The 16,470-nt window shown below is 56.5% G+C and carries 13 protein-coding genes; 10 read left to right on the top strand and 3 right to left on the bottom strand.

Going from position 1 to position 16,470, the window contains the following annotated elements:
* Window positions 1-39: 39 nt before the first annotated feature.
* Together ppc and MRBBS_RS12695 are read left to right on the top strand one after the other, a co-directional pair.
* Window positions 40-2,709, top strand: a complete 2,670-nt coding sequence (gene ppc, locus MRBBS_RS12700) for a phosphoenolpyruvate carboxylase (RefSeq protein WP_014871928.1) — start codon at window positions 40-42, stop codon at window positions 2,707-2,709.
* 52 nt (window positions 2,710-2,761) lie between these two features.
* Window positions 2,762-4,126: an HDOD domain-containing protein gene (locus MRBBS_RS12695; RefSeq protein ID WP_014871927.1), complete on the top strand. Its 1,365-nt coding sequence runs from the start codon at window positions 2,762-2,764 to the stop codon at window positions 4,124-4,126.
* Window positions 4,127-4,162: 36 nt separating this feature from the next.
* Here the strand turns inward: MRBBS_RS12695 and MRBBS_RS19425 are convergent, their stop codons facing one another.
* The gene (locus MRBBS_RS19425; RefSeq protein ID WP_144012715.1) at window positions 4,163-4,381 is read right to left on the bottom strand and encodes a hypothetical protein; all 219 of its coding nucleotides are present in this window, start codon (window positions 4,379-4,381) and stop codon (window positions 4,163-4,165) included.
* Window positions 4,382-4,420: 39 nt separating this feature from the next.
* Between MRBBS_RS19425 and adk the strand changes: the two genes are divergently transcribed.
* Genes adk through MRBBS_RS12680 form a run of 3 tightly spaced genes read left to right on the top strand, consistent with a single transcriptional unit; the run spans window position 4,421 to window position 6,640 of the window.
* Window positions 4,421-5,074, top strand: a complete 654-nt coding sequence (adk, locus tag MRBBS_RS12690) for an adenylate kinase (protein ID WP_014871926.1) — start codon at window positions 4,421-4,423, stop codon at window positions 5,072-5,074.
* Window positions 5,075-5,078: 4 nt separating this feature from the next.
* Window positions 5,079-5,837, top strand: a complete 759-nt coding sequence (gene tsaB / locus MRBBS_RS12685; RefSeq protein ID WP_014871925.1) for a tRNA (adenosine(37)-N6)-threonylcarbamoyltransferase complex dimerization subunit type 1 TsaB — start codon at window positions 5,079-5,081, stop codon at window positions 5,835-5,837.
* On the top strand, window positions 5,837-6,640 hold the full coding sequence (locus tag MRBBS_RS12680) for a class I SAM-dependent methyltransferase (RefSeq protein ID WP_014871924.1): 804 nt from the start codon (window positions 5,837-5,839) through the stop codon (window positions 6,638-6,640). The genes tsaB and MRBBS_RS12680 overlap by 1 nt, the downstream gene beginning before the upstream one ends.
* A gap of 10 nt (window positions 6,641-6,650) precedes the next feature.
* On the opposite strand, the gene plsB is transcribed toward MRBBS_RS12680, so the two are convergent.
* On the bottom strand, window positions 6,651-9,125 hold the full coding sequence (plsB, locus tag MRBBS_RS12675) for a glycerol-3-phosphate 1-O-acyltransferase PlsB (RefSeq protein ID WP_014871923.1): 2,475 nt from the start codon (window positions 9,123-9,125) through the stop codon (window positions 6,651-6,653).
* A 199-nt stretch (window positions 9,126-9,324) separates the two neighbouring features.
* Between plsB and nudC the strand changes: the two genes are divergently transcribed.
* From nudC to MRBBS_RS12655, 4 genes are all read left to right on the top strand, one after another.
* Window positions 9,325-10,194: an NAD(+) diphosphatase gene (gene nudC, locus MRBBS_RS12670; RefSeq protein WP_014871921.1), complete on the top strand. Its 870-nt coding sequence runs from the start codon at window positions 9,325-9,327 to the stop codon at window positions 10,192-10,194.
* On the top strand, window positions 10,191-11,030 hold the full coding sequence (murI, locus tag MRBBS_RS12665; RefSeq protein ID WP_014871920.1) for a glutamate racemase: 840 nt from the start codon (window positions 10,191-10,193) through the stop codon (window positions 11,028-11,030). Before nudC ends, murI begins: the two co-directional genes overlap by 4 nt.
* A 215-nt stretch (window positions 11,031-11,245) precedes the next feature.
* Complete coding sequence (gene acs / locus MRBBS_RS12660) at window positions 11,246-13,192, top strand: acetate--CoA ligase (protein WP_014871919.1); 1,947 nt, start codon at window positions 11,246-11,248, stop codon at window positions 13,190-13,192.
* 55 nt (window positions 13,193-13,247) lie between these two features.
* Window positions 13,248-13,913 (top strand): LuxR C-terminal-related transcriptional regulator, encoded by a 666-nt coding sequence (locus tag MRBBS_RS12655; RefSeq protein ID WP_014871918.1) that lies wholly within the window; start codon window positions 13,248-13,250, stop codon window positions 13,911-13,913.
* 84 nt (window positions 13,914-13,997) lie between these two features.
* Here MRBBS_RS12655 and MRBBS_RS12650 read toward each other — a convergent pair whose 3' ends face one another.
* Entirely contained in the window at window positions 13,998-14,981 is a 984-nt protein-coding gene (locus tag MRBBS_RS12650) for a D-2-hydroxyacid dehydrogenase (protein WP_041635286.1), read from the bottom strand.
* A 183-nt stretch (window positions 14,982-15,164) separates the two neighbouring features.
* Here MRBBS_RS12650 and MRBBS_RS12645 point away from each other — a divergent pair, with 183 nt between their 5' ends.
* Window positions 15,165-16,391 carry a pyridoxal phosphate-dependent aminotransferase gene (locus MRBBS_RS12645; RefSeq protein WP_014871917.1) on the top strand — a complete coding sequence of 409 codons (1,227 nt, stop codon included), beginning with the start codon at window positions 15,165-15,167 and terminating at the stop codon, window positions 16,389-16,391.
* The last annotated feature ends 79 nt before the right edge of the window (window positions 16,392-16,470 follow it).

Below are 16,470 nucleotides of genomic sequence, written 5' to 3'. Positions count from 1 at the left end.
AGTCTGATGTTGCCCTAAACAGGACAAAAGGATGCCAATGTGACTGAATTACATCCGGATTTGCGGGAAAACGTAAGGATGTTGGGAGAGCTGTTAGGGCAGAGTATACGCCAGCATCTCGGGCAGCAGTGCTTTGACACAATTGAACAAGTGCGAGCTGCCGCCAAAGCGGACCGGCTTCAGGAAAGCGGCTCGGGCCAACGCCTGGTGAATTTGTTGGGCCAGCTGGGCGACGAAGAAATCCTGCCGGTGACCCGCGCCTTTAACCAATTTCTGAACCTGGCCAACCTGGCCGAGCAATATCATGGCATCCGTCGCAATCGCGGTCACAGCGCTGATCTGATGGTGGAATCATTCTCCGAAGTGTTCCAACGTCTGCTAGCTGGCGGCATAAGCGCTGACGAACTGCACCGTCAGGTGGTCAATTTGCGGGTGGAGTTTGTGCTGACAGCTCACCCAACAGAAGTGACCCGCCGCACACTGATTATGAAGTACGACGACATGTCTGACTGCCTGGAGCAGCTGGACCACCAGGATCTGATGCCCAGCGAGCGCGACGGAATCGTGCGCCGTTTGACCCGGCTGATTGCCGAGGCCTGGCACACCGATGAAATTCGTTACGATCGCCCCACTGCGGTAGACGAAGCCAAATGGGGCTTTGCGGTGATCGAAAACAGCCTGTGGACAGCGTTACCAAGATTCCTCGAAAGTCTGGATACTGCTCTGGTGGAAGCCACCGGTAAAGGCCTGCCGCTGCAAGCCACTCCGGTGCGGGTAGCGTCCTGGATGGGCGGTGACCGTGACGGCAACCCTAACGTCACCCACCAGGTTACGCGAGAGGTGTTTTTGCTGGGCCGCTGGATGGCTGCAGATCTGTATATGAAAGACATCACAGCGCTGCGCGCCGAACTGTCTATGTGGCAGGCCAGCGATGAGCTGCGAGCAAGGGTAGGCGATACCCGTGAGCCTTATCGCCAAATTCTGGGCGAGCTACGCGACCAGCTTAGCCGCACCCGTGACTGGGCGGAAGCCAGTATTAGTGGTGCTGCCGCCGACAGCAACGGCATATTGTTCGCCAACAGTGAGTTCACTGAACCCTTGGAGCTGTGTTACCGCTCACTGGTTGAATGTGGTCTTGAGTACATTGCCAATGGACCGCTGCTGGACACTATTCGTCGCGCCCATACCTTTGGCTTGCCACTGAGCCGTCTCGATATTCGTCAGGAAGCGGCCCGTCACGCTGAGGCTGTGGCCGAAATTGTGGGGTATCTGGGGCTTGGGGATTATCAGGCCTGGTCAGAAGTAGAACGTCAGGCGTTTCTGGTGCGCGAGCTTAAAGGCCGTCGCCCGCTGATTCCGCGTAACTGGCAGCCCAGTGAAGCAGTGCAGGAAGTGCTGGCTACCTGCAAAGTGGTGGCCGAGCAAACGCCTCAGGCGTTGGGCTCTTATGTGATTTCCATGGCCAGTAAGCCGTCCGATGTGCTGAGCGTTATTCTGCTGCTGCGCGAGGCGGGCATGCAGTATCCAATGGCGGTTGTACCGCTATTTGAAACATTGAATGACCTGAGCGGCGCGCCGCAAAGCATGACCGAGCTTTATCAGATTGACTGGTATCGCGAATACTGTGACGGCAAGCAGGAAGTCATGATCGGCTATTCCGATTCGTCGAAAGATGCTGGCCAGATGATGGCTGCATGGGCCCAGTACCAAGCCCAGGAAGCGCTGACAAAAGTGGCTGCAGAATACGATATGCGCTTGACCTTGTTCCACGGCCGTGGCGGTACGGTTGGTCGTGGAGGCGGCCCGGCTAACCGGGCGATCCTTTCGCAGCCGCCGGGATCGGTCAACGGCAGCTTTCGCATTACCGAGCAGGGCGAGATGATTCGCTTCAAATTCGGCATGCCGGATCTTGCCGTGCAAAGTCTGACGCTTTACACCACTGCGGTCATCGAGGCCACACTGGCGCCGCCGCCCCAGCCCCAAGACAGTTGGCGAGAAACCATGAACTGGTTGACTGAACGCTCGTTAAAGGCTTACCGCGACGTGGTGCGGGACGACCCGCAATTTGTGCTTTATTTCCGACAGGTTACCCCGGAGCAGGCGCTGGGCAAGCTGGCCTTGGGCAGTCGCCCGGCGCGGCGCAAAGCCGGTGGTGGCGTTGAAAGCCTAAGAGCCATACCCTGGATATTTGCCTGGACTCAAATGCGCCTGATGCTGCCGGCTTGGCTGGGCAGCGACGTCGCTCTGGAAGCCGCCGCCGAAGATCAGCGTATAGACCAGTTGCGGGAAATGATGGCGGGTTGGCCGTTCTTCCGCACCTACATCGATATGCTGGAGATGGTTTTGGCAAAGGCCGACCTGCGCATCGCCAGCTATTACGAGCAGACCTTGGTGGACGACCCGGCGTTGCGGGCCCTGGGTGAAAATCTGCGCCAGCGCTTGAGCCGCTGCATTCATCGGGTGCTGGAATTGAAACAACAAGACCACCTGCTGGCAGCCGAGCCAGTATTTGCTCATTCCATGAATGTGCGTAATCCGTACACCGATCCATTGCATTATCTGCAGGCAGAACTGCTGCGGCGCGAGCGCCAAAGTGAAGGCAAAGGCGGCGATGATGGCGACCGTAACGGGAAAGTGCCGGAACTGGTTGAGAGGGCTCTAAAGGTCACCATGGCAGGGATCTCAGCGGGTATGCGCAACACCGGTTAAGGTGTCGTAAATACCTTCGTCATTTTTGTAACGCATTCGCTGGAGTTGAACTTTGCAATCTGCAACGCGAATTGAGCTGTTTCTGGCCCGCAAGGCAATTGCGTTTCAGACGCTGGGCTTGCTGCCGGCGGCCACGCTGGAGGCGGCCGTCAGCGCCGCCGGTCAGTCGCTGTCGACGGTCATTACTGGCACGGTGCTGATTGACAGCAAGGGTGCACTAATGGTCACTCACCGCCTGCACGGCGAGGTAAATCTAGCCGCGGTATACCGGCTGACGGGGCGTCAGATGCAGGTGCTGACCGAACGCCAGGTTGCCCGTTTGTTTGACGACTGCGATTCGGGTTTTCTGCCGCCGCTGGGTGCAGCTTACGATTTGCCTATGCTAGTAGACAGCCAGGTGGACGACTTGCCCCGGGCGATCTTCACCAGTGGCTCCAGTGGCCGGCTTTTGGTGCTAGAGGGGCGTGGCCTGCGGCTGGCTGTGGCTGGCGCCCGCAAAGGGCCGCTGGCGACAGAGTTGGCGCCTGATGTCAGTACAAACCAGCTAACGCTGGATGAGATTGCTGCCAGGCTGCAAAAGCTGTATCGACTGCCGCCGATGCCGGCACTGGCTTTCCGGATTCTGGAACTGACGGCCAAGCCAGAAGCGACTGCAAAACAGTTGGCCGAGGTGATTGAGCTAGATCCAAGCATGACTGCGCAACTGCTGCGTTACGCCCGCTCGGCGCTGTTCGGCTATCGCGGCCAGATTAATTCGGTGCAAGATGCGGTTGCACGCGTGTTGGGATTTGAGCGGGTCGCCCATGTGGCTATGGGTATTGCCGCAGTAAAATCTTTTGATGTGCCCCGTGAGGGGCCGCTAGGGGTTGACCAATTTTGGCGCCATTCCTTGTATTGTGCTTTTCTGAGCGCCAGCCTGGCCCGTCGCTGCGGTGCCGAATCCGGTATGGCCTATATGTGTGGGCTTTTGCATAATTTTGGGCTGCTTCTTATCGGGCATCTGTTTCCGGCAGAGTACGTTCGCCTTAGCGAGTTGCGTGACGCCGAACCAGAAGCCAGTATGCAACAATTGGAGCAGGAGATATTCGGCGGAGCTGATCAAGCCATGATGGCTGTGGGCCACGGCACCATCGGTGGTGTTCTGCATAGGCTGTGGAATTTGCCGGGGCCGGTCATAAAGGCGGCAGCCATGCACCAGTGCGGCGAATACAGCGGCGAGCATCAACTTTATGTGAATGCAGTGATACTGGCAAATGCCCTTCTTAAAGACATCGGTATTGGTGATGAATTTGTCCCCGACGATACCGTCGCTCTGGCCGCTAAGCTGGGCTTGGAACAGAGCGACCTGGACCAGGCCCGGCGGGAAATTGCCGATGTGGCCGATGATCTCGACGCGGTGGCGGCGGCGCTAAGCTAACAGCGCGGACCACGGTTGACTGTTCCTGACTCATCTTTATTTTTCTTTATCGCTTTTCTTCCCATCTATCAATGCTCTTCTCATGATGACAGGGCCAAGGCAGACTTTATTTCGGTATTCCACTGTATACAAACGGGCATGATACTGAGGTCGGCTTTCGCTTGCCGGCTCGACTTCGTATAATGCGCCACCTTCAACCCTTAACTCGGGTAAAAAAAGTCGAGAGGCTGCGGCAAAAGCACCTGTTTTTGCCATAGCTTTTTCAAATTATTCATCATTTCAGGAGCACAAACTATGCGCATCATCATGTTGGGCGCCCCGGGCGCTGGGAAGGGTACACAGGCTCAGTTCATGACAGAGAGGTTTGATATTCCTCAGATCTCCACTGGCGACATGTTGCGCGCCGCGGTTAAGGCCGAGTCGGATCTGGGAAGTAAGGTCAAGGAAGTAATGGCCTCGGGTGGTTTGGTGTCAGACGACATCATCATTGCTTTGATTGACGAGCGTATCCAGAAAGCAGATTGCAAAAATGGCTTTTTGCTCGACGGTTTTCCGCGCACCATTCCTCAGGCTGAAGCGCTGAAAAACCAGGGCATCGCTATCGATTACGTGGTTGAGATCACCGTGGCCGATGAGGAAATTGTCAGCCGCCTGTCAGGCCGGCGCGTGCACGAAAGCAGTGGCCGCATCTATCACGTCAAATACGATGCACCAAAAGTGGAAGACAAAGACAACGAAACCGGCGAAGCGTTGATTCAGCGTGAAGACGATAGTGAAGAAACCGTGCGCAAACGCCTGGGTATCTATCACCAGCAAACGGCTCCACTTATCGGTTACTACCGGGATTGGGTTGCCAAGGATGCGGACGGCGCGCCACGTTATGTTCAAGTTGAAGGCGTTGGCAGTCTGGACGATATTCGCGCCCAGATCAGCGCCAAGCTGACGTAAGCCAATGAAATTACTGGCACTGGACACTTCGGGCGCAGGCTGTTCGGCGGCTCTCTGGCTGGGCAGTGCAGAGGCGGGTCTAGCCCATGAGCGTTTTGAAATTGCGCCCCGGGGCCATACTCGCTTGCTGATGCCTATGGTTCGAAGCCTGCTGCAGGAGCACGGGCTGCAGCCTGCTGACCTTGATGCAGTCGCTTTCGCCTGCGGGCCGGGTTCGTTTGCCGGGTTGCGTATTGCCACCGGCGTAGTGCAAGGCCTGACATGGGGCTTGAATATACCGGCAATACCGGTGTCATCATTGGCGGCCGTCGCTTTGGATGCTCTTACCCAGGCAAATGCCGCTCAAGGCCAGCGCGTGGCGGTGGCCTTTGACGCACGTATGGGCGAAGTTTACTGGGGCTGTTATCAGTTGCTTGATGGCGCACCAGTGCTGCTTGGAAAAGAGCGGGTCTGCGCACCAGTCGCGCTGGTAATGCCCGCAGCAGAAAGCGCTGCTCGCGACGTTGGAGGTGCTCATGTCAGAGCGAACAACGCCGATTGGCTTGGCGCGGGTTCCGGTTGGGCGTTGATCGAACAGATGCCCGTGGCTGTGACCTCTGCGTTGGCGGCCTTGCCCAGTGTTGATTTGGTGCCAAGAGCTGCGTGCGTTGCCCGCCTGGCCGCCAAACAGTTTGCCCTGGGTGCCGGTGTTTCGGCAGAGCAGGCCCAGCCTGTGTACCTGCGCGACGAAGTAACCTGGCAAAAACTGCCAGGCCGCAAATAATGCAGGATTCTCTGGCCGTAGCCTGTTCTGCTCTAGGCGACAAGCATCTTGCAACGGAGTTGGCCACGGAGCTAGGTGTGTCTATGGTGGCCGCCACAGATCCACGCCGCGTGACGAGTGTTCCCTTGTTGCTGATCCTTGATGAGCAGGGGCTGGCCTTGCAGTTAACGGGGAAGGGCGCGCCGGGCCCCGTTCGGGCCGAATTCGTTAGCGGCAAAATAGGCTTTCGTCGCGAACACGGCGGTGGCACCGGGCAACTGGTGGCGCGGGCGGTGGGTCTGCATAAAACCCGCACTCCTTTGCACGTGCTGGACGCCACTGCAGGCCTGGGCCAAGACGCTTTTATTCTGGCTGGCCTAGGCTGCCGGTTGACTCTGTTTGAACGCCACCCAGTTATTAACGCCTTGCTGCAAGACGGTTTGGCCCGCGCGGCACTCAACGTTGAGTGCGCGCCGGTAGTTGCGCGCATGGACCTGCGTGCCGGCAGTAGTCTGGATTTTTTAAGGCAGGCCGAATCCGGCGAGCCGGAACATGCGTTGGCGGATGTCATTTATCTGGACCCAATGTTTCCCCATCAAGACAAAACTGCTCTGGTGAAAAAGGAAATGCAGGTGTTCCGCCACCTCGTCGGGCAAGATGAAGACACGACACAGTTGCTTAAGCTGGCGCTAAACGCCGCGCGCTACCGTGTGGTGGTCAAACGCCCGCGCAAAGCGCCGGCTATAGATGGCGTCACACCCACCACCCGGGTAGAAGGCAAGAGCAGTCGTTACGATATTTACAGTTTACGAGCTCTACCCTGAATCTCTGCTTTTAAATCCCCATGCGGGTAACGTTTTCAATGGCCTGCTGTTTTTCTACGCTGAGCACCAGTCGCGCATCTTTGGCGACTTTGTCCAGACTGTCGTCGTAATAAATCACCCCGTGTTCGTCAGTGCTAATGACGTCGTTGCTCTGCAATGCGGTAATAAAGTGGCGAAACAGATTTTTGTCAAAAAACTCTGGCGCATTCAGACCAAACAGAATGGACATGCGCTCGGCTAGAAGAGTGCTTTGCTCCTCCAGTGCCTCTGTGGTGATTTTACCTGAGCCGTAGCGGCGTAATATACCCACCACAATGTGATAGCGCTCTAGCGTCTGGATGATGAACCGTGACAGTAAGCGGAGCCGCACCATGGCATCCGTGCCGTCAACCGGTCGTGCAATCCGCCCATCTTCTTGCATTAGCAACAGCCCTTGGGCGATCAGAACGTCCAGCCAGCGGTTAATAATATGGGTGACCTGCTCATCGCCTTGGTACTTCAGGAACAGCTCGCTCTGCAAATAGGGATAGGCGATGCTGGCCAGAAACACGATGTTTTTCCGCGCCAGTGAGTGGCGATTTTCGAATAAGCAGGCAATCAGTGAAGGCAGGGCAAACAGGTGCTGAATGTTGTTGCGATAATAGGTCATCAGGATCGCGTTACTGCCTTGCAGAACGATAATGTCCCCCAGCTTTTGCGGCTGACGGCCTACCAGTCCCATGGCTTCGGAATACGCCAGCCAGTCGCTGCCGCTGCCATCGGGCAGGGTAACCGTGTCGGCGTAGGGGCAAGCTCGCAGAAGGTCTGCGCACTGGTCCATCAAGCGAACCAGCTGGGTTTCACCCATGGCCGGGCGTTCGTTGCCCAGCAGCACGGTCGCGGTCATGCCAATGGGATTGACCGCGACCGCCGCATTGATGTTCTGCGCGACACGCGCAGACAGCGCGCTGACGGCCTGGTTTAGCCAGGGCGGCCGGTAATCGGTGCCATAGGATAGTTCGCGCCAGTCGCTCTGAGTGTGGTCCAGCACCTCGGCCAAGGGGATGGCATCGCCGAAATTAAGGGCAACCCGGCCGAAGGAATTATTGAGTTTGCGTACGGTTTTGGCCAGGCCAAACACGCTCTCCTTCTGTTTTTTCTTGCCCCGTAGCTCGCCCAAATAGGAACGGCCTTCCATCACTTTTTCATAGCCCACGTAAACCGGTACAAACACAATAGGCTTCTGGTGATTGCGCAAAAAGCTGCGCACCGTCATCGCCAGCATACCGAGCCGTGGCTGCAGCATGCGGCCGGTGCGACTGCGTCCACCCTCAACGAAGTATTCTACGGAGTAGCCGCGGGTTAGCATAACGTGCATGTATTCGTTGAACACGGTGGCGTACAGCGGGTTGTCGCGGAAGCTGCGGCGCATAAAAAAGGCGCCGCCGCGGCGCAGTATGGAACCTACTAGCGGCATGTTCAGGTTGATACCCGCCGCTATGTGCGGTGGTACCAGGCCGTTCTGGTAAAGCACATATGACAGCAGCAGGTAATCAATGTGGGAGCGGTGGCAGGGTACGTAAATAACCGCGTTGTCACGGGCCACGTCTCTGACTGCTTGAATATTATTCACTGAAACGCCGTTATAAATGCGATTCCACAGCCAGGTTAGTACTACGTCCATCACGCGCACGGTCGCTACCGACATGTTGGCGGCGATTTCGTCGGCGTATTTGTAGGCTCTAAGCTGCGCTTTGTCTTCGGCCATGTTTTGCTGCGCGGCTATGTCACGGACGGCCTGCTTTACGGCTTGTGTGCGCAAAAGATCTTCGACCAGTGTGCGGCGGTGCGACAGGTCTGGTCCTAATACGGCCTGGCGAACCCGACGAAAGTGAGTGCGCAGCAGCCGCGCTAGCTTGCGGCTGGCCAGTTCTTCGCTGTCGCGATATTCCTCCAACAGCGGCTGTAGGCGCAGCGCTTTGTCGAACTGTACGTAAGTGTTGCGGCCGTTCACCAGAATGATTAAAAACTTTTGCAAACGGCCCACCACCGACCAGGTGTCTGATAGCAAAAGTTTGAATAGCGACTTTTCTTTTTCCGGCGAGCGCCCCCAGAACAGTGATACCGGAACAATATGCCAATCTTGATCGGGGTTTCTGATAGCGTGCCGAACCACCGCCTTGAAGTTATCAGTAGCTACCAGTGTTTGGCGCCCGCCTCGAAGAAGCCTGCCCACGCGGTGGTACAGAAAAACAAACCAGGGCACGGCAGCAGACTTCGGCGTTTTCTTGCGGGTATCGTGGGGCAAACCTGCGCGCAGAACTTCTTGCTCTAACACCAGGCGACTGGACAGCGAGCTGTATTGCAATACGTAACACACTGGCTGTTTCGGGCTCAGGCCAAGGGCTTCGGGTGTGGCACCGGTGACCTGGGTGCGCACCCAAAGAAACAGGATTTTCCGAAAAATGGCGAGAATCAGGCGGCGAATGCCCTGGAAAAATGCCATGGGGGGTGTTGCTCCGTTGAAATTCAGCTGTCGAGTTTACCGGCGCGGCGCGCAGCGGCAAAGCGGCCCGTCATTCTGTGCTGACGGTGCGGGCGCTGTCTGTGCTTTGGCCGCAGGCGCTATGATACATTAAAGCCAACGTTTTCAGGGCCGGCGCAAAAAGCATGCACCGGTGTTATATCAGAGTCGGGTTGTAATCATGTCTAAAAGAAACGTTCCACCCTATCAAAGCGGTCGCGAGCTCGAAGCAAATTGGGTTACCGGTTGGTCACTACAGCCGTTGCAAGCGGGTGACTGGGTGTTGCGAGTAAGCGGCGATATCGTGCTGAAACCCGCCAACGGCTGGTTGCAGGCGGTGGCCGCCGATGAGGTGGCTGCGCTGTCCGCCAGTGCGGTTTCGTTGGGTCAGTTTCAGGACCGGCCGCTGTTTGTGGTCAATCAGACAGACGGTGCCCTGGCAGGTTTGGAGCCCTTGTTGCTGCGCGACGTGATTTTGCACATCGATGACGCCCCGGTAGCGCTGGTTAGCATCGCGGTGCAGCTAGCGCATTGGTGGCGCGACCAACGGTTCTGCGGACGCTGTGGCGCGGCCACCGTCATTCACGCCCGCGTGCGCGCATGCTGGTGCCAAACTTGTGAAATACCCTGGTATCCGCGGGTTGCGCCCTGCGTGATTGTGGTTATTCGCCGCGGCGAGCGCATGCTGCTGGCGCGTTCGTCTCGCACGCGCAGGCCCATGTACAGCCTGATTGCGGGCTTCGTTGAGCCCGGCGAAAGCCTGGAGCAAGCGGTGGCCCGCGAGGTTAAGGAAGAGACTGGTTTGCAGGTGTCCAATATACGCTATCGGTTGTCACAGCCCTGGCCGTTTCCCCATCAGCTGATGGCTGGGTTTTTTGCTGACTATGAAAGTGGAGAACTGGTTTTGCAGCAGGATGAGTTGGCAGACGCAGGCTGGTTTGTGCCAGATCACACGCCGCCAATACCGCCATTAACCACTATTTCCGGGCAGCTTATTCATGATATGGCTGAGGAGATTTTGCTGGACATCGCGGGCAGGGCGAATCGGTGAACGAAGCGTCGCTCCCCAGTGTGCTGGTGTTTGATTCGGGTGTAGGCGGGCTCAGCGTGGCTGCCAGCATTCGACGCCTGTGTCCGCAAGTGCCTCTGGTGTATCTGGCGGACAACGCAGGGTTTCCCTATGGCGACAAACCCGAGGCGGAGGTCACAAGGCGCACCTGCAACCTGGTAACCAGCGCTCTGTCGCAGTTTGATTGCCAGATTGTGGTTTTAGCCTGCAACACTGCCAGTACCGTGGCGTTGCCCGCGTTGCGCCAATGTGTATCAGAGGCGGTTGTGGGTGTTGTGCCAGCCATCAAACCGGCGGCGGCGATCAGTGTTAATCGCCGTATCGGGATACTGGCGACGCCGGCCACTGTGGCAAGGCCGTATCTGGATCAGCTGATTGCGGATTACGCAGCTGACTGCCAAGTGTGTCGTATTGGTCACCGAAGCCTGGTGCATTGGGCGGAGGGGCTTGCGCGAGGCGAGCCCGTGCCGCAGTCTCGGCTGGTTGAGATTCTGGCTCCGTTTGAGCTTGCAGGGGTAGACACGGTGGTGCTGGGTTGCACTCATTATCCACTGCTGCTGCCTGCCTTGAAGCAGGCAGCGCCCGGCGTGCGGTTTTGGGTCGACAGTGGTGATGCCATCGCGCGCAGGGTAGAGCAGTTGCTCGCATCAAAGTCGGCGCAACCGCAAGCGCTCACGTCGCGGCTGCAGCCCGGCATATCGCCAAAGCCTTTGCAGCAGGCGCTGTTCAGCGCGTCGGCGCCGCCCGGAATAGAACGTTTCATGACCGGCCTGGGCCTCGCTCCCGGTGCTATAGTTAGTTTTTGGGGCCATATTTAAAGTCGACGTAAGCTCGTAATTTGTCGTCTTGTTAGCGTCATTTTCGCAACTTTGCCACACGTTCACGTTAATTAGTACGTTCGTCTAATTCAACAAAAGGTCATCGGCGTGGTGAACTGTTGTGAACTTTGGGTATCCCGATAGCGGGCCGTCAGGTTCGCTCGCTCTGAATTTCGAATCCATAATGACAATAGACCAGGAAAATGGGGAGCAACATGACTGATAAGCAGGTGTATCCGGTAACCCCGGAAGTGGCAAAACACGCGCTGATTAATAAAGACCAGTACCAGGCGATGTACAAGCAATCCATCGAAAACCCGGATCAGTTCTGGGCCGAGCATGGCAAGCGTGTAGACTGGATAAAGCCGTTTACCAAGGTCAAAAACACCACTTACGATTACAATGCGTTGTCCATCAAATGGTTTGAAGATGGCGAACTGAACGCTTCTGTCAACTGCCTGGACCGCCATCTGGAAAGCCGTGGCGACCAGACCGCCATCATTTTTGAAGGCGATGACCCGTCAGACTCCCGCAATGTCAGCTACCGCGAACTGCACGAGCAAGTGTGCAAATTTGCCAACGTGTTGAAAAGCCAAGGGGTTAAAAAAGGCGATGTTGTCACCATTTACATGCCGATGATCGTCGAAACCGCCGTTGTTATGTTGGCGTGTACCCGTATTGGCGCTATCCATTCGGTGGTCTTTGGCGGTTTTTCACCAGAAGCACTTGGCTCCCGGGTGGTTAACGGCAAATCCAATATCGTGATTACCGCCGATGAAGGCCTTCGCGCCGGTCGCAAAATCCCGCTTAAGAAGAACGTAGACGCGGCGCTTAAAAACGACGACCGCCACACGGTAAAAACCGTCATTGTGGTTACTCGTACCGGCGGCGATATTGCTTGGACAGAAGGCCGCGACCAGCGCTACGAAGACCTGATGGCCAATGCTTCGGCAGACTGCAAGCCCGAGCCCATGAACGCCGAAGACCCGCTGTTCATGCTGTACACCTCTGGTTCTACCGGCGAGCCCAAGGGTGTGTTACACACCACCGGTGGTTACTTGGTGTACGCCTCCATGACCCACCAATATATTTTTGATTATCACGATGGTGATGTGTACTGGTGCACCGCCGATTTCGGTTGGGTTACCGGGCACAGCTATATTTTGTATGGCCCCTTGGTTAACGGCGCCACAACGCTACTGTTTGAAGGGGTGCCCAATTACCCAGATAGCTCGCGCATGGGCCAGGTCGTCGACAAGCACCAGGTGAACATCCTGTACACTGCGCCTACAGCGATTCGAGCATTAATGGCTCAAGGCGAAAGTTGCATGGACGGCACCAGTCGCAGCAGCCTGAGAATTTTGGGTTCAGTCGGTGAGCCCATCAACCCTGAAGCCTGGAAGTGGTACCACCGGGTCATTGGCAATGGCGAATGCCCGATTGTCGATACCTGGTGGCAGACCGAAACCGGCGGTATCCTGATCTCCCCTCTGCCGGGCGCTACCGATTTGAAACCGGGCTCTGCGACCGTGCCATTCTTCGGTGTTCAGCCGGCCTTGGTAGACGCAGAAGGCACGTTGCTGGAAGGCGAAGCCGAAGGCAATCTGGTGATTATGGACAGCTGGCCCGGGCAGATGCGCACTATTTATGGCGACCATGAACGTTTCATTCAGACCTACTTCAGCGCTTACAAAGGCATGTACTTTACCGGTGACGGCGCCCGCCGTGACGCCGATGGTGACTACTGGATTACCGGCAGGGTTGACGACGTGCTAAACGTATCTGGCCACCGCCTTGGGACCGCTGAGGTAGAAAGTGCCATGGTGTCCCATCCAAAAGTAGCGGAAGCCGCGGTGGTAGGTTACCCCCACGACATCAAAGGGCAAGGCATCTACGTGTATGTTACGTTGATGCAGGGCGAAGAGCCGACTGACGAGTTGAAAAAAGAGCTGGTACAATGGGTGCGCAAAGAAATCGGCCCTATCGCCTCTCCGGACGTTATTCAGTGGGCAACGGGCTTGCCAAAAACCCGTTCAGGCAAGATTATGCGCCGCATTTTGCGTAAAATTGCGGCCAACGAGTACGATCAGTTGGGAGACACGTCTACACTGGCCGACCCGAGCGTCGTCGATGATCTGATCAACAGCCGTCAGTCAAAGTAGCAGTCAGTTAACGCAATCGTTCGGCAAGCGCCGGCATCGTCAAGGATACCGTGGAATGGCACAAACAATTATTGTCGCGGACGATCACCCGCTGTTTCGGGCAGCATTGAAGCAAGCGGTGAACCAGGCAGTACCCGATGCGCTTACCATAGAGGTTGACAGCATCAAGGCGCTGCAAGCGGCGATAGAGGCTCACCCGGATTCCGATCTGGTGCTACTGGATCTGAACATGCCGGGTGCTCACGGCTTCTCTGGGCTGGTGTTCATGCGCGGGCAGTATCCTGGCTTGCCGGTGGTGGTGGTGTCGGGTTCGGAGCAGTTGCAGGTAGTGCGCCGTTCAATCGACTATGGAGCGTCTGGATTTATTCCGAAATCGGCGCCGCTGCCCACCATTACCAAGGCCATTCAGGACGTGCTGCAGGGCGATGTATGGTTGCCCGAGGGCGCCGCGGACAAAATCGAACGTATGCATTCAGATGCCACCGATTTTTCCGAGAAACTGGCGTCACTCACACCTCAGCAGTTTCGTGTGTTAGGTATGTTGGCCGAAGGCCTGTTGAATAAGCAGATCGCTTACGATCTAGAGGTATCTGAAGCCACGATCAAAGCCCACATTACGGCGGTTTTCCGCAAACTGGGTGTGCGTAATCGCACCCAGGCTGTGATTGCCATTCAGCAGATGGAGATTGACCCGTCGGAACAGTCGCTCTCGGGCAGCTAATCTAAAACGGGTAACAAAAAAGCCGACGTGCTGTCACAGCCGTCGGCTTTTTTGTTTTTTTTGTTTTTGTTCGGCGCCGTATTTTTAGCCTTTGGCGGCGTAGCCCAATCCTTTGTCAACGCGATTGAACACCTCTTTATTCTGGTGCCAGCGATCGAAGTTCTGCAGGAACTGATCCACCAGAGCCCGCCGCCAGCCAATAAAATCGCCGGCCATATGGGCCGTCATGATCACGTTTTCTCGATCCCATAGCGGATGGTCGGCCGGCAGCGGTTCTTCCTCAAACACGTCCAACGCGGCACCGGCAATCTGGCCCTGTTCCAGAGCGGCGACCAGGTCATCGGTCTTAACAATCGGGCCACGACCAATGTTGATCAGGCGTGCTTCCTTGCGCATCGCGGCAAAGGCGACGCTGTCAAAAAGGCCCTCGGTTTGTGGTGTCAGTGGTGCCGCAATGACCACGTAGTCAGCTTTGCCAAGTTGCTCATGGAGCTGGTCGTTGGAGTGTACCGCAATGAAGTCTGCATCTTGCGAGCGGGCGCTGCGGGCGATGCCATGGGGGTTCATGCCAATGGCCTTCGTTAGGCGGGCAATTTGTCGACCGATGGAACCGGCACCCACCACCAGCACGTGTTTGCCTTCCGCTCTTTCGGTGTCGCGGTGCTGCCAGCGATGCGCTGACTGAAGTCGCAATGATGCCGGGAAATCCTTGGCAAACATGAGAATGGTGCACAACACATACTCGGCAATCGTGCGGTCGAAAATACCGCGGGCGTTGGTAACCATCACCTTGCTGCTCACCAGCGCAGGGAACATCAGCGCATCCACGCCTGCGCTGGTGGCGTGAATCCAGCGCAGCTCATCGGCGCAGTGCCAGGCGGCTTCCAGCGCTTCGGTACGAAAATCAGTGACCAACATTACCGAGGTACCGGGCAAGGTATTTTTTAGGGTTCTCTCGTCCCAGGCGTGACGTATTTCTACTCGTGACCGCAAGGCATGTAAGCCCTCGGGTTGTGGATCACCGGGCGCAGTCAGAATGGTAATCACTGGTTTTTTTTGTGTGGCCATGAGTGTTTTTTCCCTTGAGCCCTGGGGCTTGAATGGATTAGCGAGCGTGCTTACAGTCTGGACAGCACATGCGCCGGGGTCAACCTGCAGATGCGTGCTTGTAGAGCCTGCGTAACGAGGCTAACCTGCAATTTCAGCGGAACTTTTCCGTCTCACCTCGTCGCAGCTTGTAGGAGTTAATTTATGGTGGCGTCCGCCAACCACGAAAGCAGCCAAGCCAAAAGCAGGACCGTCAAATACCGCAAAACCAAAGCCAGCTGGAACCCTGCTATGCAGGCTGTTCCCATACCCGGCATTCGTCGTATGGTGAATCTGGCGGCCACGATGAAAGACGTGATTCATCTGTCTATTGGTCAGCCTGATTTGCCCACGCCCAAACATATTATTGACGCTTACGTGGATGCTCTTCACGCTGGCCAAACCGGCTATACAATGGATGCGGGCCTGCCGGAACTGGTGACAGCACTGCGCGACTATTATGGCAAACGCTACAACCGCAAGCTTACTCGCGACAACATCCTGGTGACCAATGGCGCCACCGAGGCTATGTACCTGGCCATAGCGGCAACTGCCGCACCGGGGCGTCAGTTCCTAGTGACAGATCCGTCTTTTCTGCTGTACGCGCCGCTGATCCGGATGAATGGTGGCGAGGTGAAATATGTGCCGACCTACGTGGAAAACAACCACCAGTTGGATCCAAACGACGTTATCCGAGCGATTGGGCCGCGCACCTTCGCGCTGATTCTGAACAATCCGAATAACCCCACCGGAGCGGTGTATCCGCGTTCAACGGTAGAAGCGATTCTGGAGGAGTGTGCTTATCGTGGAATTCAGGTGTACGCGGATGAGGTGTATGACCACTTTATTTTTGATGACGACGAATTTGCCAGCGTGCTCAATTGTGCGGTGGATCTAGACAACATCATGTGCATCAGTAGTTTCTCCAAGACGTACAGTATGGCGGGGTTGAGGGTAGGCTGGGTGATTTCCAGTCAGGCGGCCATCAAGTCGCTGCGGCGCTACCACATGTTTACCACGTCAGTGGCGAACACGCCGGCGCAGTTCGCCGGTGTTGCGGCACTGAACGGCGATCAGCAATGTGTGACCGACATGTTGAATATTTATCGCGAGCGCCGCGACAAAATTGTGGACCTGATTGCGCAAACCCCACACCTGAACGGCTATAAACCTGGCGGTGCGTTTTTTGCGTTTCCAGACTTACCCCCCCATGTGGATGGAACAGATCTGGCGCTGCGGATGCTGAAAGAAACGGGCGTGTGCGTGGTGCCGGGAGACTCCTTTGGTGAGGGTTGCACCAATGCTCTGCGTTTCAGTTTTTCCACCACCTGCGAGAAACTGGATGCGGCGTTTGACCGGATCATTCCGTGGATGGCCAAGCAGAACTTATGATCAACCTGATAATAGCCAGCCAATAAGGCCAAGCGGGCCTTGCCCGCTTGGCAGCCGTGGGTCAGGATAGAGTCCGATC

The organism is Marinobacter sp. BSs20148, assembly GCF_000283275.1.
Lineage (GTDB): Bacteria > Pseudomonadota > Gammaproteobacteria > Pseudomonadales > Oleiphilaceae > Marinobacter > Marinobacter psychrophilus.
The sequence above is the reverse complement of the archived record's forward strand: the minus strand, read 5'-3'. Positions and strand labels throughout refer to the sequence as shown.